Genomic DNA, 26,086 nt, shown 5'->3' on the forward strand with positions numbered 1-26,086 from the left:
GACTGCCGAGGGCGACATATTCTCGGCGTGCAACCGCCGAGCCGGATACCTGATCGGCGTTCGCAAACGCCGAAGCCCATAGTGAATGCGGATCAGGGCAGAACCTGCGGCACCGCGCCCGGAGCCATGGCCCGAGCAACAGACCGATGACGTCCCCCGTGCACCGGTGAGCGCGCCGCTGATACCGCACGGAATCGCTACGACGATGAACCCGGACAAGCACGCCGCAACGCCGGGCACTCCCGAACCGACCGCACCCGCGAGTGCACCGGCGGCGCCATTGGCCGGCGGGTCGTGGTTCTTCGCATCCGGAGGGGTGGCGACATCGTCGAGCGAGATGCCCACCGCCACCGGCTCCGACTCGGAAATTAGCTGCACCACCGAGGCAGGCGACCAGCGCGGGGGCGGTTCCCGGATCGGCCGAGGCCACCCCCGCGAATGTGCCCCTCACAGCCAATGGCGGCATTCCGGCGATCATCATGCGGCCTGCGTTCTTGAAAGTCCGAGCGTGCACCACGATCATTCGCGGTGCGCGGATCGATCTGCGTGATTCGATTTGCCGTTGCGGTCACTCACCGTATCGATCGACGAGTTCGGCACCGAGTACGGCCAACTCCGCCTGCACAGATCGCGGTGCCAGCACTTCGATTTCGGCACCCCAGCCCGCCAATTGTTGGGCGATCATGCGCGGTGTCGGTGCGGTGATGCGGACCTGAACGCGACCGTCGGCCACCGGGCCGTCTACCTCACAGTGTCGCCCCTGCTGCTTGCGCAGGACCGGAAGTAGTTGCGGCGCAATGAGTGCGGTGGCGGATGTGGCGGCACGACGCTGTTCGACCTCGCCGACCACCTCCGCCCAGGCGGTGGATAGATCGAAATCCGCAGGACGGTGCGCAATTTCGTCGGTGATCGTGGCCTCGACGATGCGATCGACGCGGAAGGTGCGCCTGCCGCGGTCGGTGCCTGCGATCAGATACCAGATGGCGTCCTTGTCGATCAGGCCCCACGGGTCGACGGCGCGCCGGGTGCGCTCCCCTGCCCGCTCGTATGTCAGCTGCACTTTGCGGCGTTGGACGACCGCGCGCTGCAGCAATTCGACGAGCTGCGGCCGGGTCTGATCGTGCTCACCCCAGCGCGCGGGATCGATCACCACCGCGTCGGCCGCGGCCTCCGCATCGGTGCGGAAGGTCTGTGGGAGCGCGCGCACCAGCTTGCGCAGTGCCGACTTCACCTCGGGCACCGCGCTCGCGGACGGGCCCGCCAACAGGAACAGCGCGCGAGCCTCCGGTTCGGTGAGGCCACTGAGATCCGTGCGCGCGCCGCCGACCAGCGACCAGCCACCGCCGCGGCCCGGCTGCGGATAGACCGGAACTCCCGCGGACGAGAGCGCCTCCAGATCGCGGCGCGCGGTGGCGACCGATACCTCGAGTTCGGCGGCGATCTCGGAAGCCGTCACCCGTCCGCGGGTCTGCATCAGCAACAGGGTCGCCACCAATCGGTCTGCTCGCATGAGCGCAATTCTGCCGAAAAAAGTGCTCATTCGGTGAGCACTTCAGGCGGAATCATGGATCGCACAGAACCCGATCAGAGGAGACAAAGATGTTGCGAGGAATGGCCACCGTTTCGTTTTACGCCGACGACCTCGAGGCCGCGAAGGACTGGTACATCGAGGTCCTCGGCCTCGACCCGTACTACGCGGTGCCCGGCGGATATTACGAATTCCGCATCGGCGACTACCAGCACGAACTGGGGATCATCAATCGCAAATTCGCCCCCGCAGGCGCACAGAACGCCCCCGGCGGAGCAATCCTGAACTGGCACGTCGACGATGTGCAGGCAAGTTTCGACCGACTCGTGGCCCTCGGCGCCAAGGAATACGAACCGATCACACCACGCGGCAATGGAGACTTCATCACCGCCTCGGTAGTAGACCCCTTCGGCAACGTCCTCGGCATCATGCAGAACCCCCACTACCTGGAAATCCTCGGCCGCGCCTGAACACCCGCCCCGGGCGCGCTTGCCCCGAGAACGCGTCGACGGCGAGTCCGTTCTCGGGGTTTGCCCACCCTTTCGTGACGTCGCCGACGGCCAGCCTTGCCCGAGAATGCGTTGGTGGAGTGGGCCTCTCGATGTTTGCCACCACCAACGTACGGTGATCATCGGTCCAGGTCAGTGGCGGAACCAGCGCTCCAGGATTTTGGCGACGCCGTCGGCGGCGACGTCGTCGGCGACTTCGTCTGCCCAGTTGCGAACTTCGTTCGGTGCGTTCGCCATTGCTACGGAATGTCCTGCCCAGTGCAGCATTTCGCGGTCGTTGTAGCCGTCGCCGATGGCGAGGGTGGCGGCTCGGGGGATGCAGAGTGCGGTGCGCAGTCGCTCCAGTGCCCACCCCTTGGAGACGCCCCGGCGCGAAACGGTAAGCCACGGGCCGAATTCGCCGTGTACCCAGCTCGCACCCGGTACCCGCAGTCGGGTGAGCAGGCGCAGCATCTCTTCCAGGGAACCGTCGGGCCACCAGCCGTTCAGTCGCGGGGTCGGCTCGCTGCTCAACGCGCCGTCATCGACGAGAACGTATTCGCCGATAGAGAATTCGCCCGGACTGACGCCCGTGGCCCACGTGCCGATGCCGACCTTCTCCACCGCGAAGATCATCTCCGGAAACAGAGCTCGCAGGGCGATGACCGCGGGCCCCGGATCGAAGGTCTGCACCGCCACCGGCTCCCCCCTCGCCACATCGATGTGCACCGCGCCGTTGGAACACAACGCATGTCCATCGATAAGCCCGAGCTCCTGCAGCACCGGCCGCGTGGTCATCAACGTCCGCCCGGTCGTCACAACCACATGCGCCCCCGCCGCCACCGCCGCCCGCACAGCATCGATCACCCGTTCACTGACCGGCGATCCCGTCTGCAGCAACGTTCCATCGACATCCAGCGCAATAAGCTGAGGTCCCCCGTGTACCACCAACCCATTGTGCATCGCTATGGCACTCGGCGTCATCGAAATTCGACCGGTCCGGATGTGCCCATCACTCGCTGACAGACCAGCGAAACGAACAGCCGCGCTCCGTCACGGAACCCGCGCCCCTCATGAGCGCCGAGAAGAAGTGCGAATTCTGACAAACGGTGCGGATCTACCCGAGCACGGCAGTCCGCCTCGCCCCCAACAGCCATGCGGACCAGCGACTTTCACCCAACCACCGATGCTGCCACGGTGACTATGTCTGGCGGCGGCGGGCTTCGCGATAGCGCAGTCGGTTCGGACGGCGGAATTCGCAGGCGCTGCCCCGTGGCCACGCTGCGGTCTCCACCCCTCAGCCAGAGCCCACCCACGAGAGCCGCCACCCACTGCTCCGCCAGAGGATCTCGGCACGAAGTGCCACCCGCACCAGTGCAGCCGAAGCAGCGATGCCGACCGCGCAACGGTCCACACGCACAGCACGCCATCTCGGGTCGAAGCGGATGGTCGCCACCATCACCGATCGGCATGGGTCGAGGTCGGTGCACACTGCACGCGCAGCTCGTATTCGACGCTGTGGCAGACGAAGAAGTCCTGGGATTCTCCCGAACGCGTGGCGAGGCCGAATATCGGCGGGATCGCAAGTGTCACGCCAACTCCGAACGGTAACCCGCACTTACCAACGCTAGGAGTGCAGACCCGTGCACGTACATGGCGTTCGGATGCAGCACCGGCGGCCGTGCGTATCAACGACTTCACCACTCCGCCCGGAATACCACCCCGGACAACCTGCGGGCACCGCCCACAATCGGCCAACACCGCTCCACCGACCCGTGCAATCGCGCAAGCTCAAACCCGGCCGCGCTCAGTAGACGATCGCCCGCCGCCGCCAACCTCCATGCAGGCGCTGCGCTGCGCCCCCCCGAGGAGTACTACTGCGGACTACCTGCGGGCACCGCCGCCACCGCCGGAGCCGCCCGAACCGTGTGAGGAGATACCACCGGAGGAGGCGCCGCCCGAGCTGGTGCTGCCGCCGGAAGTGGTTCCGCCGGAGAACTTGCCGCTGGAGGAGGGACCTCCGGTCGAACCGCCGACCGTGCCGCCGCTCGTCGAACCACCCGACATACCACCGCCAGTCGAACCACCCGACATACCACCGCCAGTCGAACCACCCGACATACCACCGCCAGTCGAACCACCCGACATACCACCGCCAGTCGAACCACCCGACATACCACCGCCAGTCGAACCACCCGACATACCACCGCCAGTCGAACCACCCGACATACCACCGCCAGTCGAACCACCCGACATACCACCGCCAGTCGAACCACCCGACATACCACCGCCAGTCGAACCACCCGAAGCGCCACCACCCGTCGAACCCGATCCACCACCACTCGTCGAACCACCCGACGCACCACCACCCGTCGAACCCGATCCACCACCGCTCGTGGATCCGCCTGAGGCACCACCATCCCCAGAACTGCCCGAGGTACTGCCGTCGGTCGAACCACCTGAAGCGCCAGTGCTTGTCGAGCCGCCCGAGGTACTACCCGACGAACCGCCGTTGTGAGAATTTCCCGACGTCGAACTGCTCGCGCCCGAAGTCGTGCCGCCGGACGCATCACCCGTGCTGCCATCCGAGGCGGATCCGCCCGATGCCGCAGTCCCGGTGGATGTTTCGCCCGAAGTCGTACCCGGTACACCAGCGCCCGTCGAGGTACCGCCGGTCGCCGGGGTCGCAGTACCCGGGGGCGTTGTGGTGCCAGCCGGAACGGTGGGAGTCGAATTGGTCGGGGCGGGAGCCGAACCCGGAAGGCTGACGCTCGGGATGGGCGCCGAAGGCTGGAACGGCACGGCGGGGATCGTCCGCGGGCTTCGGATGAATGGCAGCGGGTTCAGGAACTGAGCGGGGTCGGCGTAGGTGACGCCACCGGAATGTGCTGTCCCACCGCGTGGTTCGCTGTGACTGCCGCCGTGTGCCTCGGCCACGGACGGGCCGATCGTTGGTCCGATCGGCGTCGTATGGGCGACGGAAGCGACCTTGTAGGCCGGTCGACCGGAATAGCCGAAACCCGCGGTTGTGGTCGCCCAGCCAACCGCCGCCGAACCGGCCTCCGCGAGCGCTTCGACATCGGGCTCGAGCAGCAGGTTGTCTATCGGAAAGCTGCCCGGCAAGGCATCCACCAGGGACGGCATCTGCGAGATGTTCGGGCCGCCGAATACCGTGACGGCCGATACAGCCACCGCGGAAGCCACTGCGGCACTGGAGAATACGGCGACCTTCGGCGCTCGATGCCGGCCACCGGTCGACAGCGGTGCGAAGCTGCGGGCCGCATAGCCGGCGGCGCCGACCGCGACGGTCTGCCCCGGATCGCTCGACATCACCACCGGTCGGCCGAGTTCGGCAAGGATGCGCGCGACCTCGACCGGACGGGTGGCGCCACCGACCAGCAGGATGCAGCTGATATCGGACAGGCACCGTCCCGTCGATTCCACACATTCGTGGACCACATCGAGGGAATCCCGGATGTGCTGGGCACGCATGCTGGTGATATCGACAATCGAGGTCATCTGCAGCATCGACCCGTTGTCACCGGGTTCGGCGACCCGGGCATACCGCGCGATCATCGAACCGAGCGGCCGACCGCCGAAATCGTAGGAGCGCACGGACTTTCCGACAATCGGGTGATCGTCCCAGTCCGGTCCGACCCGCACCATGGACACATCGAGGCAAGACCCGCCGAGGTCGTACACCAGCACGAAGCCGGGCTCGAGCGGTCCGCGTTCCTGTTCGAGCCACTCCGCGGCCGCGACGGGTTCGGGTATGAGCAGCACATCCGCGGCACCGGCCAGATTCAATGCCTGCCGTAGCAGCGACAGTTGCTTATCGGAATAGCATGCGGGATAGGTGGCCACGGCTCCCGCGGTCGGCGGGAAGGATTCGAGCAGGCCGTTCACCACGGCGGCGACCAGGTTCGCGGGTGACCAGAGCCGACCGCCCACGACGATCGACTCGGGTTCGCGCGCCAGGTCGGCGAAATCCGTTACCGCCATGTCGAATTGGGGGATCCCCCCGATTCGGATGCCACCCGCACTGTCGAAGGTCACTGCCGTGCGGCGCGTCCGCACCGACGACAACGGTCGCTCGCCGGTCACCATGGCGGACACGGAGTTCACTGAACCGATGCTGAAACCCAGACCTGTAGTCATTCGCTATCCCGTCAACGCACCGAGACCACGTCCATCACATAGAAGATCCATGTGGCCGCGGTCGCTTCCCAAACAGCACCCACAGGTTAGCTGCTGCCGGATCGATTCGGATGTCGATTTGATATGAAACGTTCGGCTTCCGTTGGCCCTGTTTAAAACTCCCAGCTAGATCGCATGAGAAAGATTCATCCAGACCCCTGGACGTTCGGCGTTTCGCGACCGAAGGCCCGATTTCACTGCGGTAAGCCAGATTCCGCTACCACACAGTAACTCAAATCGAGCCCCGGATCTGCCCTACCGAACAGAACCACCCAGAACCGGCAACACACACCGACCGGTCGGTAACCAAACTGTTGCCAGCACTGCAGATTTCATAGTACGAGCGTCCCAACCGTCGGAATATGACGCGTCAAACGCAACGGCTGATTTCCGCCAGCAGCACCACTCCCCGACCGCTTGACTGGATTCAGCGATGAGCAAGCGCGCTCGAACGAGCCGAGTTCCCGAGCCGCCTCATCGCTCATGAAATCTGAAGAACGAGAAGGGAATTCGAAGACGATGTCGACACGTTTCGCGGACAAGGTCATGCTCGTCACCGGGGCCAGCTCGGGCGTCGGCAAGGCGGTGGCCCTCCGGGCAGCGACCGAGGGTGCGGCGGTGGCGCTCGGCGCACGTGGTAAAGACGCGGGCGAGCAGGTCGCGGCCGATATCCGCGCGGCGGGTGGCCGGGCGATCTTCGTGCCGACCGATGTCACCGTCGAGGACGAGGTCGCCCGGCTGACGCAAGCAGCCCTCACCGAATACGGTCGGCTGGACGCGGCATTCAACAATGCGGGCGCCGTCAATGCCTTCGGCCCGATCGAGCAGATCGACGAGGCGGGCTGGCGCGCCGATCTCGAACTCAATCTGACGAGCGTGTTCTACGGTCTGCGCCACCAGGTTCCGGCGATTGTCGCCTCCGGCGGCGGCGCGATCCTCAACAACGCCTCGAACCTCGGCGTGGTCGGCATGGGCTCGGTGGCACCGTATGTGGCGGCCAAGCACGGCGTCGTCGGGCTGACCCGCGCGGTGGCGCTGGAGGTCGCTGAACAGGGTGTTCGTGTCAACGCGCTGGTCTCCGGCGCCGTCGATACGCCCGCTTTCCGCAACTCGATGGGTGCGACGCCCGAGGGTGAAGCGGCCATCGCCGCACTGCATCCGCTCGGCCGGATCAGCAAGCCGGAGGAGATCGCGTCGTTCTGCGCCTATTTGCTGAGCGACGAGGCCAGTTTCATTACCGGCGCGGCGCTCGCGATCGACGGTGGGTTCACCGCCAAATAGTCGCCAATCGGCACCTCGGTCCGGCATTCGCCCTCATCGCGTCGCCGTGCGCCGAGGTGCCGACCGTCGTCACGGACCCTACCGCGCACACACCATGTCGGCGGAAGGCGAAAACCGTTACACAGCACGATTAAGACATGGGCGCGCTTGCGCCGCTGCTCAGGCGCGGGCGAGCAGGCGACGCACGATACCGGTTCGCACCGCGCTTCGGCGGACCAGGACCGAGGGCCGACGGCGGTGCACCAGGTGATCGAAATCCTGCGCCTTACCTGCCGGTTCACGTAACCGACCGGCGTTGAAATCATCGGCCAACTGCCGAACCGTCTCCTGCGCGCAGGATTTGTTGGTACCGATGAATCCGGTGGGACCACGCTTGATCCAGCCGGTGACATACATTCCGGGCAGCACCGCACCACCGGAATGTTCCAGCACGCGGCCGTTCAGATTAGGAATCACGGCGGCCTGCTCGTCGAACGGCAAGCCCGGCAGTGCAACACCGCGATAACCCACCGAGGTGAGCACCAACCCGGTATCCAACCGCTCGGTCTCCCCCGTCGCCACCGCACGGACGCGACCATCCGGATCGGTGACGAGTTCGTTGCGGCTCAGCTCGATGCCGGTTACCTCGTCGGTGCCCAGAATCGCGGTCGGCGCGGCCAGATACCGGAAAACGATCCGCTTGCGCGTACCGAACGGCCGGTCGGCCACCTTGTGCAGCAGCCGCAGCTTCTGCTCGATGTGATACGGCAGTTCGCCGGTCACCGGGGGCAGTTCACCCTGGATGGCGATATCGACATCCGCGCCGAGCAGTCCGACGAATTCCGGTACCGTGAAAGCGGATTCGGCCGGACCTCGCCGCCCGAGCACGACCACTTCCTCGATCTTGCTCTCCCGTAAGACCTGCAGCGCATAGGGTGTGATATCGGTGCCTGCCAACGCTTCCGGATCGCTGGCAAGAATGCGCGCCACATCGAGTGCCACATTGCCGTTGCCGACGATGACGGCCCGGCGCTGCGACAGATCGAAGGTGCACTCGGCGTGATCTGGATGCCCGTTGTACCAGGCGACGAAGTCGGTGGCAGATACATTTCCCGCCAAACCTTCTCCAGGAATGTCCAGCTTACGATCCGAGGACGCACCGACCGCGTAGATCACCGCGTGAAAGTAGGCGAGCAGCTCCTGGTGCGAAATATGTTTGCCCACTTCGATATTCAGGTATGACTCGAAACCGGGCTGCGCCGAGATGATATCGAAGAGCTTGTTGACTTGCCGGGTCTTGGCGTGGTCCGGCGCGACGCCGTATCTGGCGAGTCCGTGGGGTACCGGAAGCCGGTCGAAGACCGTCACAGTGACGTCGGGCTGGGTCAGCAGTTCATCGGCCGCGTACATGGCCGAGGGCCCGGATCCGATGATCGCCACCCGTAGCGGCTGACGCTCGGTATGGATCTCCGCGGCGGGCACCGGCTTCGCCAGCAGCGGCCGCGGCCGCGCCTGCCGATAGAAGTCGGCGTTGATCTCGATGAACGGCTGCTGCTCGTCGGTCAGCTTCTTCGATGACGTGATGGCATCGACCGGGCATGCACTGGCACACGCGCCGCAGTCCACGCACGCCTGCGGGTCGACATAGAGCATCTCCGCCGTCAGAAAATCGGGTTCGTCGGGCGTGGGATGGATGCAGTTGACCGGGCAGGCGTAGACGCAGGACGCGTCGCTACAGCAGGACTGCGTGACGACGTACGGCACGTCAGCCGGCCTTGGCCGAGCGCAACGGCTCGGAGCGGTAGCGGGTGGTGTGGCCGTCGATATTCAGCAGCTTCCAGACCGCCTTGCCGATGGGGTTCATCAGGCCGATGTCATTGGCCAGCGTGCGCACATCGCCGAAGAAGTCGCTGAACTCCTGCTTGGCCTGCTTCGAACCGTAGAACAGCTCTTTGCGCACCTCGTCCGGGATATCGAATTCCTTGAAGAACGACCGGGGCGGGGTGTAAATGGAGCGGCCGAGGATGAACATGACGATCGGCATGACGATCGAGAGCACCAATTTATTGGCTGCATTCTTCTCGGGCACATGCCGCTTCAGGAATTCGTGCGCGAAGGAGATGTGGCGCGCTTCCTCGGCGACGTGAATCGCCATTACGCCGCGCATGATCGGGTGCACGTCCTCGCCCGAGCGCAGGATCGCCTTCTGAATGTGGTCGATCGGCTCCTCACCCGCGAGCACGGCCATGAAGAACAGGTTCGGGAACAAGGCGGCCACCGGCGCACCGATGTACTTGAACTTGCGCACGAGTGGGCCCATACCGGGTACGTCGATGCCGATCCGGTTCACCATCTCCTGGAACATCAGGGTGTGGTTGTGCTCCTCGATCATTTCGTGGGAGCAGTAACGGAATTCGGGCGAACCGTTGGGCAGGCCGAAGCTGTGCGTCACCATGCCGCTGATCAGGATGGATTCGAACTGCAGACCGACCTTGGCGACATTGGCTTGGCGGTACTTGCCGATCGCGATCTTCCGATCCAGCGGCAGCGCCCGATACCAGGGGTGGCGACCGAGCGCATCGCCGGATACCGGCAGCACCCAGCGCTCTTCACCGGCATCGGCGGCGAAATCCGGATTGTCCCAGTCGATGTCCTCGAAGGGGTCGAAGTGCTTGTTCACCGAACCTTCGGAGAGCAGCAGCAGCTTGGCGGCATACTCCTGCGCCTTCGCCAGATCGGGATCGACTGCGGGCGTCACGGCTGTAGACATCGTCGTCACTGCCTCTCCTCGTGGGACACATTTACTGTATCCCATAGTTACACCTACGAGGAGTCACGTCAACCTGGCACATGATCGGCATTCCCGGCAACGACCCGGTGCGCCGCCGGGTCCGCCTTTACCGCAGCCCGAGTTGCGACAAGCTCGCGACCACGGAGTCGGCGGGCAGCGCCAGCGCGAGCACCACTCCAGCGGCCGACATCCCCGCCGCGATCGCCACCCGGGTCAAGCGGCGCTTGGTGCGCCGTGAAAGTAAAAGGGCGCGCGTCGTCGCTCTGCGTGGTTTGCGCCGATGCTGATGTCCGGTGGTCTCCTCGTCCGCGGCGGCGGCGCGACGCGCCATGATGGCGGCGCCGTCGGCGATCGTGCGTTCCGGATCCGGGGCCGTGATCACCGGACGCGCCAGTTCACCGGCGAGCACCTGGGCTACCTCGACCGGCCGGGCCGCGCCGCCGACCACCAGCACGCAGTCCACATCGGCCATGGTCACATCCGCCATCCGCAGACAGCGATAGACCAGATTCAGCGACGATCGGATATGGATGGTGCGCAATTCATCGGCGGTGGCGCCGGTGATCGCACCGGAGATGGAGGCAGGTACGGTCCCGTTCGCGGCCCGCGCGGCGACCAACGCGCCGAAGGCACGTCCGCCGAATTCCGTCGAACGAATCGGCGACCCGACGATCGGATTGTGCGGACAGCCCGCGCCGACTCGCACCAGGGTGATGTCGAGGCTTGCTCCACCTAGGTCATAGACCAGGGCCAGGCCCGGCATCAGCGGTCCGCGTTCGACCTCGAGCCAGGTGGCTGCCGCGACGGGTTCGGCGACCAGCGCGACACGGGTCAGGCCGATCGCATCCAGCGCCGCGCGCAAATCCCCCAACTGGCCTTCGGTGTAGCCCGCGGGATGCGTCAGCATGACACCCGCACCGACCGCTCGACGATCACGATGCGCCTCGGTGATCAGACAATCCGCGACGACCGCGATCAGATCGGCCGCGCTCAGCGCGCGGTGCCCGACCCTGGCCTGCTTGGTCTTGCGTTGACTCAGATCGGCGAATTCGGTGATGGCGCGCCCGTGCCGCGGAATCATGCCGACCCTGGCCATTCCGGTGCTGTCGAAGGTGAGGGTGGTGCGGCGGGTGACGGCGGGCGAGCGTTCGGCGGCGGAGCGGCGACCGGGTGGAGCCTTGGCCGAACCCTCCTCCGCCAGAGCGGAAACCGTGTTCACCGTGCCTATGCTCAAACCAAGACCAACCGCCATCGCAATCCTCTGATCGCCGAGCCGATTTGCTTCGAACCTTGTTCACGCAACCACTCCGCGACCGGCCTGCCAACCACCGGACACACGATTGTCCGCATGCCGCCGCCACTGACACAGGTTGCATAGCAATAGCACCGATCCCGGCTCACCTGGCACGGGAGGTGACGCGCCGATATCGTGGCCGGATCTTCTTACGGCGCGCCGGAATTCAACGATGCCCTGTAGCCGTTTGCCAGCAGGCAGCCAGCTCGCCGCTCCCGCGTCTTATATGCGAGAAAAGCCCTGATCAGACCCCATCGAGGTTGCCGAATACGCCGCAACAAGCTGATCCGAGCCATATCGAAACCGACCAGTCCGCCATCGGCCGGATAGGCCCGCTCCGGCAACGAGTTCCGACTTCCCGCACCGGAATTCGCGAGCGATTCCGGTGCGGGAAATCAAAACCATCACACCCATTGGCAACTCGTCAGCAACAGCCCAGCACCGCTTGGGCACTCGCCGCCCGCCGCACCGGTCCCTGCCGTGGTCCGAGCAATCGCGACACCATCTGCGCGGCCTGCTCCTGCCACCGCGCATACGCCATCGGAAAGCCCGAGCGCTGTGCGGCCTGCGCCGCCTGCCACAGCGGCATCGCCTGGTAATCAGGCGCGTGGACCAGCAGTGCGTCCAGGAATCGATCGGTCGCGAAGCGCGGATCGGTGAGCTGCTCGGACGTACCCCAGCCCGCGGACGGCCGCTGCTGGAACACCCCGAGCGAGTCGTGATCGATCGCCTCGGTCACGTTGCGCAGCAGCGATTCCTGCATTGCGGTGGCCAGCGCGACCACCGCCGCATAGGCGGGCAGATCACGACGCAGAACCACTTCGACAATCGTTCGCGCGTTATCCCATTGCTCCGGATTCGGCGTGAAATGCCGTTGCTCGCCCTCGATTCCGTGCGGTGTCAACTGCGCCGGAGTGAGACCGCCATATGAGTTCGGGATCGGCTTCCCCACCGATTCCGGACCGATCGCGGCCACTTCGGGCGAGTCCGCGGGAATCTCGGTGATAACCGGGCCATCCGGTGCGCGTACTGCCGGCGTTCCGGGTGGTGGTGCGGCGATCGCCGGACCGGATTGGATCAGCACCGCGACGCCGGCAGCGGCCAGCGCCAGAAATATCTGTCTTCGAATCGACATGGTGATCGTTCAACTTCCCGCCGCCCGCATACGGGCCGCGTTCGACGACCATTGCGAATGCTCACATCGGATTACGTTCCGATAATTCACCGGAACCCACTAGCGGGTGTTTCGCATTCAGCACAATATGACGTGGAAACCGGAGTTCGGTTTCGACACGCCAGGAATGGCCACGGATTTCGCGCTTGCGGAATCCGCGGCCATAAAGCGGAGTCGAATTCGCGCTTATCCCGCAGGCAGTTCCGGAATACGGGTGGCGCGGGCGTAGACGGTTTCCCCATCGCTGAGCTGCAGCGCCTCGGCGTCACCGCGGGTCACCTGGGCGGCGAACAGATCGCCGGTGGCCGCATTGCGCAACTCGACGCGCACCTCGAATCCGAGGTGCACCACGCGCTCCACAGTGGCGCGGGTGACGCCCGCCGATTCCGCGGTGCCCTCGTCCTTGGCCAGCGCCATGCTCGCATCGCGGCCGACGCGAATATCGTGCGGACGCACCAGATGTCCGTTGAGCCGGGCCACCGCACCGAGGAAGGACATCACGAATTCGTTGGCGGGCCGGTCGTAGACATCCTCCGGACTGCCGACCTGTTCGATGCGGCCCTTGTTCATCACCGCGATCCGGTCGGCGACGTCGAGCGCCTCCTCCTGGTCGTGGGTGACCAGCACGGTGGTCACGTGGACCTCCTCGTGCAGCCGTCGCAGCCAGGTGCGCAGATCGGCACGCACTTTGGCATCGAGCGCGCCGAACGGCTCGTCGAGCAGCAGCACCTGCGGATCGACCGCGAGCGCGCGAGCCAGTGCCATGCGCTGACGCTGGCCGCCGGAGAGCTGAGCCGGGTAGCGGTGCTGGAAGCCGTCGAGGCCGACGATGCCGAGCAATTCGTCGACGCGCTTGGCGATTTCGCTCTTGGGACGCTTGCGGATCTTGAGTCCGAAGGCCACGTTATCCCGCACGGTCATGTGCTTGAACGCGGCGTAATGCTGGAACACGAAGCCGATATCGCGCTTCTGCGGCGGTATGTGGGTGACATCGTTGCCCGCGATGGCTACGACGCCGGAGTCCAGCGATTCCAGGCCCGCGATCGAGCGCAGCAGCGTCGACTTGCCCGAGCCCGAGGGGCCGAGCAGGGCGGTCAGCTCTCCCGAGGGGATCTCGATGCTGACATCGTCCAGGGCGGCGAAGGAACCGTAGTTCTTCTTCGCATTGGTCACGGTGATCACTTGGTGCCCCGCTTACGTTCGAGGAGGGTCATCAACAGGAGGACTACGAGGGCAAGGCCCATCAGCAGGGTCGCGGCGGCGTATGCGCCGAAGGTGTTGTGGTCGTTGATGTATCGACCGTGTACGAGCAGGGTCAGCGTCTGCGATTTACCCGGTAGCGCGGAGGACACCATGATCACCGCGCCGAATTCGCCGAGCGCACGCGCGACGGTCAGCACGACACCGTAGGTCAGGCCCCAGCGGATCGCGGGCAGGGTGATCCGCCAGAACGTCTGCCAGCGGGACGCGCCGAGGGTGGCCGCGGCCTGCTCCTGATCGTCGCCGATCTCGTGCAGCACCGGCTCGACCTCGCGCACCACGAACGGCAGCGTGACGAAGATCGTCGCGATCACCATGCCGGGCAGATTGAAGATCACCTTGAAGCCGACGTCTTCGAGTCCGCCGAACCAACCGTCGGCACCCCACAGCAGGATCAGCGCGACGCCGACCACGACCGGCGAGACAGCGAAGGGCAGATCCACGATGCCCTGCACCAGGGTGCGGCCCGGGAACTTGCCGCGCACCAGGGCGATCGCGGTGACGATGCCGAAGATCACATTCACCGGGACCACGATCGCCACGATCAGGATCGACAGCTGGAATGCCGAAATCGCCGCGGGCGTGGAGATCGAGTCGATGAACGCGCCGATCCCCTTCTCGAAGGTGCGCCACAGAATGATGATCAGCGGCAGCACCAGCAGGATGAACAGGTAGCCGAGCGCAACCACGCGCAGCGAAATACGAGTCGGCCAGGACAGATTCATCGCGCCTCCTCTTCCTTGCGCGCCGTGCGCTCGGCCCACAGCCGCAGCACCAGCAGCGTCGCGAACGAGATGACCAGCAGTGCGACCGACACCGCCGCCGCATTCACCGGCCGATCGATCTCGATCTGCTTCTGGATGTACTGCGAGGCCATTTCGGTCTTGCGCGGAATGGCGCCGCCGATCAGCACCACCGAACCGTATTCGCCGATGGCGCGGGCGAAGGCGAGCCCGCCGCCGCTGATGATGGCGGGCGCGAGGGTCGGCAAGACGATGCGGCGGAAGGTGGTCCAGTTGTCCGCGCCGAGGGACAGTGCGGCCTGCTCGACCTCCCGGTCGGCCTCGATGAGCACCGGCTGCACCGAACGCACCACGAACGGCAGCGTGACGAAGGCCAGTGCCACCACGAGGCCGGGCTGGGTGGCGTTGAGGTGAATATCGATCGGACTCTGCGGCCCGTAGAGCGACAGCAGCACGATGCTCGCGACGATCGTCGGTAGCGCGAACGGTAGGTCGATGAGCGCGTTGACGATGCTCTTGCCCGGGAACTGGTCGCGGACCAGCACCCAGGCGATCAGCGTGCCCATCACCACATTGATGACCGCCACCACCACGGAGACGAGCACCGTGATGCGCAGCGAGTCGATGGCCGCGGGTGCGGTGATGGCATCCCAGAATCCGGACCAGCCGTCATCGAATGAGGTGACGGTCAGGGCGGCCAGCGGTAGCAGCACGATGATGCTGAGCCAGAGCACCGCGGTGGCGATGCCGAGCGGACCCACCGAACCGGTTACCCGCAGCCACGACCAGGTGCGACCGGCGGCCTTGGGGGTGGCGTCTTCGGAGCCGCCGGGAGCGGGCGCATGCCCGATCCCGGCGCTGCTGCTGTCAGTCACGATCGTCCAGTATCCTGCTTCGATTTGCGGTGTGCGCGGTGCCATCCGTGGTTACGCAAGCTGCCTCCTCCGGGCCCGACGCACACACCGCGGGGTGTTTCGGATCACCGACTTACTTGGTGGCCTTGTCGTAGATGACCGCGACGGAACCGGTGTTCGCGGTGAACAGCTCCTTGTCGACGGTCTTCCAGCCACCGAGATCGGCGATGGTCCACAGCTTCTGCGGAGTCGGGAAGTCCTTGGCGTAGTCGGCGGCCACCTTCGGGTCGACCGGGCGGAATCCCGCCGAGGCCCAAGCCTTTTGGCCCTCGGTCGTGAACAGGAAGTCGCGGAAGGCGTTCGCCGTGTCCAGATGCTTGCTGTTCTTCAGTACCGCGACCGGGTTTTCGATCTTGAAGGTGGTCGGCGGCACGATGTGCTCGATCGGGTCGCCGTTGCGCTCGGAGAAAATCGCCTCGTTCTCGTAGCTCAGCAGCACGTCACCGGTGCCCTGCAGGAAGGTCTCGGTGGCTTCGCGGCCCGACTTCGGCTGGACCTGCACATGCTCCTTGGAGATGAGCTGGCTCAGGTAATCCAGACCCGCCTGCGGGTTCTTGCCGCCGTCGCTCTTGGCCGCGTACGGCGCGAGCAGATTCCATTTGGCCGAGCCCGAGCTGAACGGGTTCGGGGTGACGACCTGGATGCCTGGCTTGAGCAGATCGTCCCAGTCCTTGATGCCTTTCGGATTGCCCTTGCGCACCACGATCGCGACGACCGAGCCGAACGGAATTCCCTTGGTGGCGTCGGCATTCCAGCTCGGATCGACCAGACCGGCGTCGACCAGGCGGGTGATATCGGGCTCGACCGAGAAGTTGACGATATCGGCCTCGGCGCCGTCCTTGACCTTGCGGGATTGATCGCCCGAGGCGCCGTAGGAGCCGTTGATCTGGACGCCCTTGCCCTTATCGGTCTTGTTGAACTCCGGGACGACCTTGTCGAAACCGGGCTTCGGGACGGCGTAGGCGTAGAGGTTGAGGGTGCCGCCGCTGCCGTCGGGCCCACCTCCGCCCACGGTGTCACTCGCTCCACCACCGCACGCGGTAAGCACTACGGCGGCGACAGCCGTTAGCGCGGCGATCACCGGGCGACGGTGCGATCGGGAGGATCCGAGGAGCAAGGACCTGGGTGACATGGGTGGAACCTTTCCTATGCGCTCCGCCGCGACATGGACTAGTTGTCGCGGCGGTAGAACTGCGGCGCGACTTGTCGACCGAAGGTCGGGGTACGGACACTGCTGCGAAAAAGTTTGCGCGCCAGTCTAGAGAAAGATGGGTGCGCAGCAGCGCCCGGCGCCGATCAGCGACAGAGAATGTCCGCGACCGCGAGATTGCCGACAGCGATCAACGCCAATTCATGGCGGACCTGCGGGACGGCAATCGAAGACACGGGCAGACTGTATCAGAGGAAATGCCACCAGCTCGAATCAACAGAGTTCCAGGAAGAGGGGGGTTTCATCCCATGACTACCAGCCCGGACCGTGTGCGCACCGTATTCCCTGATATCAGCACTCGCGCGTGGGAGCATCCCGCCGATCGCACCGCGTTGGTGACGCTGCGCTCACTCACCGGGTTCGATACCGTTTTGCGAACCCTGTCCGGATTGCTGCAAGAACGCCAGCACCGGCTGCTTTACCTCGCGACCGCGGTCCGGGTGGACGAGCGGCAGTTCCGTTCGCTGCATCAGTTGCGTCAGGACTGTGTGGAAATCCTGGACGCGCGCATCACACCCGAGATGTTCGTCTTGCAGAGCCCGCACGTGAATGCCTTCACGATCGGCATGGACCAGCCGTTCATCGTGCTGACGACCGGGCTGATCGATCTGATGGACACCGAGGAACTGCGCTTCGTCGTCGGTCATGAACTCGGGCACGCGCTGTCCGGACATGCGGTGTACCGCACCATGCTCATGCATCTACTGCGCATTTCGGCCAATCTGGGCTGGATGCCGGTCGGTGGCTGGGCACTGCGCGCGATCGTTGCCGCACTGATGGAGTGGAGCCGCAAGTCCGAGTTGTCCGGCGACCGGGCCGGACTGCTGTGCGGTCAGGATGTCGAGGCGTCGGTGCGGGTGCATATGAAGACCGCGGGCGGCACCTGGATCAAGGAGATGAATCACGGCGCGTTCCTGCAGCAGGCCGATGACTACGAGCGCTCCGGCGATCTGCGCGACGGTGTGCTGAAGTTGCTCAATCTGGAACTGCAGAGCCATCCGTTCTCGGTGCTGCGAGCCGCGGAACTGCGCCGCTGGATCCAATCCGGTGAATACAACCGGATGCTCGGCGGCGACTACCCACGCCGCGAACACGATAAGCACACCAAGATCAGCGACGAGATCAAGGAGGCCGCGCGCACCTATCGACAGAACTTCGACCAGTCCGAGGATCCACTGATCCGCACGGTGCGCAATCTCGGGCATGATGTCGGATCCGCGGTGAGCACGGTGGGGCACGAGGTCGGCGAGACCGTCTCCAAGATCGGCAAGCGGTTCAACGACTGGCGCACCGGGGGCGATCGGGACGAATGAGCGCTACGTCGGTCGGGACGTGAGGTCGACCCCGCCTGTGAGCACGGTAGGTCACGCGGTCAGCGAGACCGCCTCCAAGATCGGCAAGCGCTGCAACGATTGGCGCCGCCAGGGCGATCGGGCAATCCGGCGAATAGCAACCGCTGACGGAACGAAAGATCCCGCACGCCGACTAGGCGTGAAAAATCCCGAGCTGCACACCTTTTCGACCGTCGCAGGTGTCCCGAGCAGCTGTCGGGGAGGCCGTGCGCAGAAGCTGGCGTCGACATCGCTCGCCGTGTACCGGCCCCATGGGCTCAGGCTGGGTGAGTCGCCGGTGTGTGTGCCGGCTGGAACGCGCCGGAGGTGTGCGACTGCTCGGCCCTGATCACGTGCGTCACCGCATTGATCAGCGCCAGATGGGTGAAGGCCTGCGGGAAGTTGCCCAGATGACGTCCACTGCGCGAATCGATCTCCTCGGCATAGAGCCGCAGCGGACTCGCATAGCCGAGCAGCCGTTCACACAGATGCCTGGCCCGCTGCAGTTCGCCGATCTCCACCAGTGCGGAGACCAGCCAGAACGAGCAGATGGTGAAGGTGCCCTCCGCGCCGGTCAATCCGTCATCGGTGGTTTCGGTCCGGTAGCGCAGTACCAGACCGTTCTCGGTGAGCCGGTCGGCGATCGAGAGCACGGTGGCGCGCACTCGATGGTCGGTGGGCGGCAGGAAGCGGTTCAGCACCACCAGCAGCAGTGACGCGTCCAGGGTGTCGCCGCCGTAGGTCTGGGTGAAGACACCATCGGCATTCACGCCGTTGGTGAGGATATCGGCCTTGATCTGGTCGGCGATGGTGTACCACTCGGTGGCCCGCTCGTATTCGCCGTGCAGTTCGGCCAGCTTCGCACCGCGGTCCAGCGCCACCCAGCACATCACCTTCGACGAGGTGAAATGCTGTGGCTCACCACGCACTTCCCAGATGCCGCGGTCGGGCTCCTGCCAGCGCGCGATGGTCGCCTCGACCTGGCGCTCCAGCAGCGGCCACAGCGACTCCGGAACCTGTTGGCGGGATTTCACGTGCAGGTACACCGCATCGAGCATGGTGCCCCAGATATCGTGCTGGTCCTGGTTGTACGCGCCGTTGCCGATGCGCACGGGTTTGGCGCCGTCGTAGCCGGTCAGGTTGTCGAGTGTGGTCTCGGTGAGGTCGCGTTCACCGCCGATGCCGTAGAGCACCTGCAACGGAACGGGTTCGCCGTTGTCACCGGTGGTGGCGTCGTTGAGGAAGGCGAAGAAGTCGTTGGCCTCGCGGTCCAGACCGAGGGTGTACAGACCCCACAGCGCGAAGCTGGAATCGCGCACCCAGGTATAGCGGTAGTCCCAATTGCGTTGTCCACCAGGAGTTTCCGGCAGCGAGGTGGTGGCGGCGGCCATCAGCGCACCGGTCGGCGCGTAGGTGAGTCCCTTCAGCGTCAGCGCACTGCGCTGGAGGTAGTTGCGCCACGGATGATCCGGGAAATCGCCGAGGGTGATCCACTGCCGCCAGCATTCGGTGGTCTGCCACATCTTCTGCGCCGCCTCTTCGAAGGTGCGCGGTGCGGGCAGCTCCGACCAGGTCAGCGCGACGAACACCTCGTCACCCTCCTTCATCCTGGTCCGGGCGCGGGCCTCGCGGCCCTCGAGTCCGAGCCGCAGGTCGGTGGTCAGCACCAGCGTCGGGCCCACACTCGGATCGGCGGTCCGGACCGCAGTGGCCTCCTCGTACACCTTGCCGGTGTACTCCCAGCGCGCCGGGGCACGGTGGTAATCGAAGGCGGGTTCGCAGCTCATCTCCAGCTCGACCGTGCCGTTCACGCACTTCACCGTGCGCAGCAGGACGTGCTCGGCGTCCCAGTCCATCGGCGTGCGGCGGTGGGTCTTGCTGCGCTGATCGTTGTTGTGCCAGGGACCGAGCACCAGCGCGTCGCGCACGATCAGCCAGCCGGTCTCGGACTGCCAGGTGGTCTCCAGGATCATGCCGCCGGGCAGATACCGCCGCGCCGCGGGCACATTGACCCCGTACGGGCCGATCCGGAAATGACCGGCACTGCGATCGAGCATCGCGCCGAAGATGCTCGGCGAATCGGGCCGTGGCACGCACATCCACTCGACGCCGCCATTGCTGGCGATCAGACAGCTGGTCTCACAGTCGGACAGGAATGCGTAATCGTCGATCGGCGGATAGGTGGCATGCTGACGCACGTCACTCAGCTGACTGAGCACAGGCAGGTCGGCAGGTTCTTCTACGGTCAGATCATCGGAAGACGCCATACCTCATCTTCGGTCCGTCTGCCCGTGTCGTCCACCGAGCGCGCCGAAACCCGGCCACCACGCGGTGCCGACGGCGCGGCGAATTCAACACGGCTAGGCTGGTGCCGTGCATCAGATTGCAGGGTGGTGGGACGGCTTCGAGCTGTGGGTCGCGGGATTGCCGTTTATCCCGCAGTTCATCGTGGTGTTGGTCGGCATGGTTCCGGTCAGCTTCGCCATCGCCTACCTGCTGGACCGGCTGCTGCGGGTCTCGCTGCAACTGCTCGGCCGTAATCGCGCGTCCTCGACGGCACTCACCGCCGAGGATGTCGTGGGCCCCGAACCCGCCCTGATGCCCGAGCCGATCGCACCGCCGGTGGCGGTGCGCGAGATCGCGCAGAGCGGGGCACGTTGATGCCGCGTTCCCGCGTTCAGCTCGCCTTGATCGCGCTGCTCGTGCTCGTGGTCATCGCCTGGCTCGTCACCCGCTAGCCGAGTCGTCCGAGTCCGCGCCGGTCGTCTACGTCCTTGCCGATCTCGGGGCAGGTTCGCCGACCTCAGCTCGTCACCAAGCCCGTATCGAGCTCTGGATTGCGCGCGGTCCTACCGATGCGGCCACCCCGCGACTAGTCACACTGCGATCTGCTCACGCGGGCCGCGCTGCGATCTGCTCACGTGGGCCGCGCTGTGTCCTGCTAATGCGCGCGCCGCAACTTGCTTACGCGGCCGCGCTGATCCCATCTGCCTCGGCGCGCAACCCGCGCAACCGGCCGAGTTGCACATCCAGGTCGGCGATGCGTTCCTCGCGGTGATCGCCGTATTTCCCGTAAGCCACCTCCGCGACGCGCAAGCGTTCGTCGGCGGCGCGGAGTACATCGGTGGCGATGTCGGTGAAGTGGTCACGCAGTGTGCGCTGCATGGCGCGCAACCGATTTCGCGATTCCTTACCGACCTGGAAGATCACGTCGTCCATCAGTCTTGCCACCGAAACCTTGGCCTCGGCCTGACGGCGCTGCTTGCGCGCCTTGCGGTCGTCCCACAGCGCATTGGCACCCAGCAGCAGCGCGGCGGCGGCCGAATACCAGTTCACCAGTGGCATTTTCAGCAGGCTGGTGAGCACACCGACCATGAGCAGACCACCGTAGGACCCACGCATGACGGTCAGGAATTGGCCGAGCACACCGGCTTTCCCACTGGTCAGCGGATCCAGCGGCGCGACCTGGTCGAGCACTTCACCAGGATTTTCCAGGCGTAGGTCCGGTAGCGGCGGGCTGCGGTGATCGGCGGGGAATTTGGCGGCCACCTGTTCGGACAGTTCCACCGCCCGGTAGTGCGCCACCACGAAATTCTCTTCGACGGCCTCGCAGATGCGCGCATCCAGATCCGCGCCGAAATCCTGCCAGCGGCGGGCTGGATCGGTGTTGAGGATCTCGGCCTCGGCATCGCGCACCAGACTGCGCAGCCGATGCCGCAGGTCGTGTTCGATATCGGCCATCAGCTCGGTACTGCCGTCACCGAGGGTGACCTGCCAATTGGCCGAGCGCTGCCGCAGCTGGTCGGCCTGGTCGCGGGCGGCGACAAGTTGTTCGGTGATCTCCACCCGGCGGCGCGGATCGCGCAGCGCCTCGGCCTCGGTCCGCAGGGTCACGGCCAGGTGGTCGGTGACCAGGCGGATGTCGTTGGCCGCGGCGTCCAGTACCAGGCTGTCGGCCCTTGCCAGCACATAGTCGCGCAGGTGGTCGACCAGTTGGGGCACTCCGGATTCGATATCGCGCTGGTAATTGCCCGCCTGCAGGTGCAGCAGCGCGGAAACCGGCGCCACCGCGAAACCGAGACCGGCCGCGTCCAATAGTTCGCGATTGCGCTGCTGGGTGTGCTGCCAGTGCGGGTGCAGGTCGATCTTGTTCAACGCGCAGATGACCGTCGGACAGAGCTGCTGGATGCGCTCGAGGTAGCCGATCTGTTCCGCACTGAACTCGGATCCGGCGTCACCGACGTAGAGCACGACATCCGCGGCGGCGATCATCGACCAGGTGGTGTGATCGTCGCCGTTGCCGCCCGGTGCGTCCATCAGGACCAGGCCCTCGGCGAGCAGCGGGCTCGGCTCGGTGAATTCGGCGCGAATCACCCCGTCGGCGGCCAGCGCGGGCCCCGGGTCGAGCGGATCGACGGGCTGGCGTTCGATCCGGCCCGCACCCAGCGATTTCACCAGTACGGCGGTCGGCTCCGGTCCGAACTCCGCGATCACCGGCACGCTCAGCGCACTCTCGGTGGCGCTCACCCGCGCCCCGATCAGGCCGTTGACCAGGGTGCTCATACCGTTCTTCGCGGCGCCGACGACCACAAGGCGCAGCCGTGTGTCACCGACCCTGGCCCGGACCATACTCAGTCGGCCACCCAGGTCTTGCCGGCCCGCGGAGCGGGTCATCTCCTGCAGTTGATCGAGAATTCCGATCACTGGCGCCATCGCCGCCGGATGTTTCACCGTGGCGGCCTCCAGCCCAGCTGCGGCAGACAACCGCTCCTCCTAACTGTCGTACGAATATCGCGTTCGACGATGACATGCGCTGGCGCGACGGATGCGCGCGACCCCCGTGCGGCTCCTAGAACAGGTTGATATCCAGGCCCGCCACGAAGTGGTGGCCGTCGTCCACACCCGGATCGGGCAGCAACGGGGTGGACAGCCCGGCGGCCATGAGGGTCAGTGCCGTGTGATCGGGCTCGTAAACCGGGTGCGCGAAATCGGCCGGATCGCCGAGGTCGGCGGCGATCGGGTGCGCAGGCGGCTTCATCGGGGTGACCGGTGCGGGCATCGTCGGCGCGGGCACGTGCGGCTGCTGAGTCGGGATCGGCGCCGGGGAATTCACGGTCGGGATATCGATATCAGGGGTCGCCGGGACCGTCGGTGCGGAGTGGGTCACCGTCGGCACCGAGACGGTCGGGACGTCCACGGTCGGGTCGTCGATGTCCGGCTGGGTGGTGTGCGTGTTCGGGACCGAGTTGCCGCCGTTGACGGTGCTCGGGGTGGTGCCGCCGTTGTGACCGGCGCTGGTTCCGCCACCGTTGCCGGTGCTCGGGATCGTCACATCGTCGTCGTCCGGAATCGTCGGCGTCGCGGTGTGGGTCGGCGCGTGCGTGGTGGGAGCCTGGGTGGTCGGCGCGTGGGTCGCGGTCGGGATCTTCGTCGTCCCAGTGGCATCCATGTCCGGAACAGTGGGGTGGCCGGGCTTGGTGCTGCCCGTATCGGGCGTCTTGGTCGGATGCCCGGTGGTGTTGTCGCCGGGGATCGGGACCGTCTTGGTGACGGTGGTCGGAGTGTTGGTCAGCGGCGTCGTGGTCGAAGACGAATCGTCGACAACGACCGGATGCTTGGCCGGAACGGGCCTCGGCTCGAACAGCGCGGGAACGGTCGCGGCGGGCGCGGTCAGCGGCGACGGACCCGCCGGGGCGACGAGGACGTTGGCGACCGGAGTGCTCGCCACATCCGGCTGAATCGTGGTCTGCAGCGGAGTCGCCGCAACCGGCGCTGCCACCGCAGCAGGCGCGACGACCGCGGGGGCCACCGCGGCGGGCGCGACGGCCGCGACCGGAGCGGGCAGCGGCGCCGCGAACGGCTGCACGGGCTGCACCGCGACGGGCTGCACGGCCGAGTACTGCGGGACGGATCCACCCACGGGCTGGGTGCCGACCGGGTTGACCGTGCCGTTCGTGCCGGCATTGTCGAGGCCGGTACGTCCGGCGGTGCCAGGGGTTTGGCCGAGCCAATCGGAGTACCTGTCGATATTGTCGCCGACCCGGCCCGCGCCGACCTCGACCTTCAGCGCGCCCTCGACCTCGATCTTGGACTGCGTGGCGAGGTACACCCCGTTCGGACCGGCACTGAAGTCCACTTGGAGTTCGGTGTGCACGCTGAAACCGGCTTCGGCATTGATGAAAACGCCGAACGCATCCGGGCTGCCGACACCGTGGTACATGTCGGCGCTGTGGAATGCGTCGCCACCATGGAGCACATCGTTGCCATGGAAAGCGTCGTTGCCATGGAACAGCTCACCACTGCCCCCGGTCGCGCCGCTGTGAAACATGTTGCCGCCGTAGAACGGAACGTTGCTCGCGACCGCATCGCCGTCGTCAGTGCTTTCGGCATCGCTGCTCACCGACTCGCTGATGGCCGTCCCCGACGTCGGAACACGGGGCAGGGTAAAGGGATTCGAACCCGGAGCGAGGAAGCCATTCGGGCTGGGGAGGTTCGGGCTGGGGAGGTTGAAGCCGTGGCCGCCCTGACCGAGGTCGAGTCCGGGCACGTTACCGAGGCCGGGCACATGTCCGGTACCGAGATCGAGGCCGGATTGCGGTGAGTCGCTGTGCAGATCGAGGCCGGACCGTTCGCTCTCGGTTCCGAGCGCGAGGCCGGGCTGATAGCTGCCGTACCCGGTGTTCTGCCACGGCTGCGGTGAATGCTGCTGCGGCACAGGCCCGATGTACACGCCCGAATTGGGCACATTCGGAATGGTGAACGGCGCGTTGACGCTCACATCGCGCGGGGTCGGCGTCGACGAATGCAGCGGCGCGGGCGGTGTCGAATTCGGGTCCGGATCCGGGAAGGTGACCACGGGGCTCGGCGCGTCCGCATCGGGGTCGCGGGTGTAGGCCGAAGTCCAGCTGTCGAGCCGTTGCCCGCCGGGATGTACGGGTGCGGTACCGCCATTGGCGGCGACCAGCGCGCCGCCGGTCACGTACGCGCCCGCCCTCGCTACCCGCGCGACGCCGGTGGCAACGCGATAGGCGGTGTCGCCCGCACGGTCGTCAGCGTCGGTGGCATCGCTGTCGAAGGGCAGGTCACTCGTCATGCAAGCTCCACTCTCAGGTTTCCAGCATCCTCACCACGCCGGGCAGACCGAGTGAAGATCACCTAACGATATTCCGGAAAACCCAACTGTCACATTCTGCGGGTCCGCAGAGCATACGACTGTGACGAGCAACATAACCTTGCCATTGCAGAAACCAGAACGGAAGCCCTGTTTCTCCGGGCATCCGAATCGGGGACCGGTGTTGCCATCGGACCAGCTCGAGCGCTCCGAGCCCGCGCCACGCGTCGGCCCCGAAACCGTGTCGACGAGACTAACTCGTCGGCGGCCACCCGTACAGCCCGAAGTTCGATGCGCCGCAAGAGATTTCTAATGATTGCTCAAGAGATGGTGAAGTTCGGCTCCCTAGCGTCGGTCTCGCCGGGACGAACCCGGCACCGACGCGAAGGAGATCGCACCATGATCGCAACCCTCGGACGCGGCCGAACCCGCATTGTCACCATCGCCACGGGTACCGCATTCGCCGCCACCGCGGCCGCGCTGGTCGCGGGAGTCGCGTCGGCCCAGCCGCCGCTACCGGGCGATGGGGACGTGACGGTGACGTGCGTGGTGCAGGGCCCCGGCGAACCCCACGTGGTGATCATGGAGCGGCCGGGTCGGATGCCCGGCGCTCCGAGCGCACCGCTACCGCCGGACCTCGCGCTGCCGGGCTGCCCGGATATCGATCCGTCCGGACCGGTCATCGTGGCGCCCGGTCGGCCCGGCGGACCTGTTGGGCCCGGCGTCTTGCATGTCCGACCCGCACGTCCGGCGCCGACCGGCAGCAGCGGCAGCTGACCGAGGTC

General features: G+C 65.9%; 21 protein-coding genes. 5 read left to right on the forward strand and 16 right to left on the reverse strand.

The genetic code is table 11. From position 1 onward, the window contains the following. Positions 1-568: 568 nt before the first annotated feature. Positions 569-1,510 (reverse strand): helix-turn-helix transcriptional regulator, encoded by a 942-nt coding sequence (locus ACQPZ2_RS35385; protein WP_433522390.1) that lies wholly within the window; start codon positions 1,508-1,510, stop codon positions 569-571. A gap of 89 nt (positions 1,511-1,599) precedes the next feature. Here ACQPZ2_RS35385 and ACQPZ2_RS35390 point away from each other — a divergent pair, with 89 nt between their 5' ends. After that, the gene (locus ACQPZ2_RS35390; RefSeq protein ID WP_433522391.1) at positions 1,600-1,998 is read left to right on the forward strand and encodes a VOC family protein; all 399 of its coding nucleotides are present in this window, start codon (positions 1,600-1,602) and stop codon (positions 1,996-1,998) included. Positions 1,999-2,169: 171 nt separating this feature from the next. On the opposite strand, the gene ACQPZ2_RS35395 is transcribed toward ACQPZ2_RS35390, so the two are convergent. The 3 genes from ACQPZ2_RS35395 to ACQPZ2_RS35405 form a co-directional block, all read right to left on the reverse strand. Then, positions 2,170-3,000, reverse strand: coding sequence for an HAD family hydrolase (locus tag ACQPZ2_RS35395; protein WP_433522392.1), 831 nt, complete (start codon positions 2,998-3,000; stop codon positions 2,170-2,172). A gap of 474 nt (positions 3,001-3,474) precedes the next feature. After that, the gene (locus ACQPZ2_RS35400; protein ID WP_433522393.1) at positions 3,475-3,609 is read right to left on the reverse strand and encodes a hypothetical protein; all 135 of its coding nucleotides are present in this window, start codon (positions 3,607-3,609) and stop codon (positions 3,475-3,477) included. Positions 3,610-3,900: 291 nt separating this feature from the next. Further along, positions 3,901-6,141 (reverse strand): Hsp70 family protein, encoded by a 2,241-nt coding sequence (locus ACQPZ2_RS35405; RefSeq protein ID WP_433522394.1) that lies wholly within the window; start codon positions 6,139-6,141, stop codon positions 3,901-3,903. Between the two features lie 591 nt (positions 6,142-6,732). Between ACQPZ2_RS35405 and ACQPZ2_RS35410 the strand changes: the two genes are divergently transcribed. Further along, positions 6,733-7,494: an SDR family NAD(P)-dependent oxidoreductase gene (locus ACQPZ2_RS35410; protein ID WP_433522395.1), complete on the forward strand. Its 762-nt coding sequence runs from the start codon at positions 6,733-6,735 to the stop codon at positions 7,492-7,494. A 159-nt stretch (positions 7,495-7,653) separates the two neighbouring features. Here the strand turns inward: ACQPZ2_RS35410 and ACQPZ2_RS35415 are convergent, their stop codons facing one another. The 9 genes from ACQPZ2_RS35415 to ACQPZ2_RS35455 form a co-directional block, all read right to left on the reverse strand. After that, positions 7,654-9,237 carry an FAD-dependent oxidoreductase gene (locus ACQPZ2_RS35415; protein ID WP_433522396.1) on the reverse strand — a complete coding sequence of 528 codons (1,584 nt, stop codon included), beginning with the start codon at positions 9,235-9,237 and terminating at the stop codon, positions 7,654-7,656. Position 9,238: 1 nt separating this feature from the next. Continuing rightward, positions 9,239-10,243 (reverse strand): AurF N-oxygenase family protein, encoded by a 1,005-nt coding sequence (locus ACQPZ2_RS35420; protein WP_433527608.1) that lies wholly within the window; start codon positions 10,241-10,243, stop codon positions 9,239-9,241. Positions 10,244-10,370: 127 nt separating this feature from the next. Continuing rightward, positions 10,371-11,483: an Hsp70 family protein gene (locus ACQPZ2_RS35425; RefSeq protein ID WP_433522397.1), complete on the reverse strand. Its 1,113-nt coding sequence runs from the start codon at positions 11,481-11,483 to the stop codon at positions 10,371-10,373. Positions 11,484-11,982: 499 nt separating this feature from the next. After that, entirely contained in the window at positions 11,983-12,693 is a 711-nt protein-coding gene (locus tag ACQPZ2_RS35430; protein ID WP_433522398.1) for a hypothetical protein, read from the reverse strand. 225 nt (positions 12,694-12,918) lie between these two features. After that, entirely contained in the window at positions 12,919-13,914 is a 996-nt protein-coding gene (locus tag ACQPZ2_RS35435; RefSeq protein ID WP_063047837.1) for a sulfate/molybdate ABC transporter ATP-binding protein, read from the reverse strand. Continuing rightward, positions 13,911-14,717, reverse strand: a complete 807-nt coding sequence (gene cysW, locus ACQPZ2_RS35440) for a sulfate ABC transporter permease subunit CysW (RefSeq protein WP_062991326.1) — start codon at positions 14,715-14,717, stop codon at positions 13,911-13,913. The genes ACQPZ2_RS35435 and cysW overlap by 4 nt, the downstream gene beginning before the upstream one ends. Continuing rightward, complete coding sequence (cysT, locus tag ACQPZ2_RS35445) at positions 14,714-15,655, reverse strand: sulfate ABC transporter permease subunit CysT (protein ID WP_433522399.1); 942 nt, start codon at positions 15,653-15,655, stop codon at positions 14,714-14,716. Before cysT ends, cysW begins: the two co-directional genes overlap by 4 nt. A gap of 67 nt (positions 15,656-15,722) precedes the next feature. After that, the gene (locus ACQPZ2_RS35450) at positions 15,723-16,781 is read right to left on the reverse strand and encodes a sulfate ABC transporter substrate-binding protein (RefSeq protein WP_364477741.1); all 1,059 of its coding nucleotides are present in this window, start codon (positions 16,779-16,781) and stop codon (positions 15,723-15,725) included. A gap of 164 nt (positions 16,782-16,945) precedes the next feature. Further along, positions 16,946-17,035 (reverse strand): Ms4533A family Cys-rich leader peptide, encoded by a 90-nt coding sequence (locus tag ACQPZ2_RS35455; RefSeq protein ID WP_373864843.1) that lies wholly within the window; start codon positions 17,033-17,035, stop codon positions 16,946-16,948. 72 nt (positions 17,036-17,107) lie between these two features. Here ACQPZ2_RS35455 and ACQPZ2_RS35460 point away from each other — a divergent pair, with 72 nt between their 5' ends. After that, entirely contained in the window at positions 17,108-18,172 is a 1,065-nt protein-coding gene (locus tag ACQPZ2_RS35460; protein WP_063047839.1) for a M48 family metallopeptidase, read from the forward strand. Between the two features lie 296 nt (positions 18,173-18,468). On the opposite strand, the gene ACQPZ2_RS35465 is transcribed toward ACQPZ2_RS35460, so the two are convergent. Beyond that, positions 18,469-20,457: a glycoside hydrolase family 15 protein gene (locus tag ACQPZ2_RS35465; protein ID WP_433522400.1), complete on the reverse strand. Its 1,989-nt coding sequence runs from the start codon at positions 20,455-20,457 to the stop codon at positions 18,469-18,471. A gap of 106 nt (positions 20,458-20,563) precedes the next feature. On the opposite strand from ACQPZ2_RS35465, the gene ACQPZ2_RS35470 reads away from it, so the two are divergent. Then, complete coding sequence (locus ACQPZ2_RS35470) at positions 20,564-20,851, forward strand: hypothetical protein (RefSeq protein ID WP_433522401.1); 288 nt, start codon at positions 20,564-20,566, stop codon at positions 20,849-20,851. Positions 20,852-21,154: 303 nt separating this feature from the next. Here the strand turns inward: ACQPZ2_RS35470 and ACQPZ2_RS35475 are convergent, their stop codons facing one another. Beyond that, positions 21,155-22,954, reverse strand: coding sequence for a hypothetical protein (locus tag ACQPZ2_RS35475; RefSeq protein WP_433522402.1), 1,800 nt, complete (start codon positions 22,952-22,954; stop codon positions 21,155-21,157). 85 nt (positions 22,955-23,039) lie between these two features. Beyond that, positions 23,040-25,283, reverse strand: a complete 2,244-nt coding sequence (locus ACQPZ2_RS35480; protein WP_433522403.1) for a hypothetical protein — start codon at positions 25,281-25,283, stop codon at positions 23,040-23,042. A 417-nt stretch (positions 25,284-25,700) separates the two neighbouring features. On the opposite strand from ACQPZ2_RS35480, the gene ACQPZ2_RS35485 reads away from it, so the two are divergent. Further along, positions 25,701-26,078 (forward strand): hypothetical protein, encoded by a 378-nt coding sequence (locus tag ACQPZ2_RS35485; protein WP_433522404.1) that lies wholly within the window; start codon positions 25,701-25,703, stop codon positions 26,076-26,078. Positions 26,079-26,086: the final 8 nt, after the last annotated feature.

Source organism: Nocardia pseudovaccinii (assembly GCF_050942345.1).
In the GTDB taxonomy this organism is placed as follows: domain Bacteria; phylum Actinomycetota; class Actinomycetes; order Mycobacteriales; family Mycobacteriaceae; genus Nocardia; species Nocardia pseudovaccinii.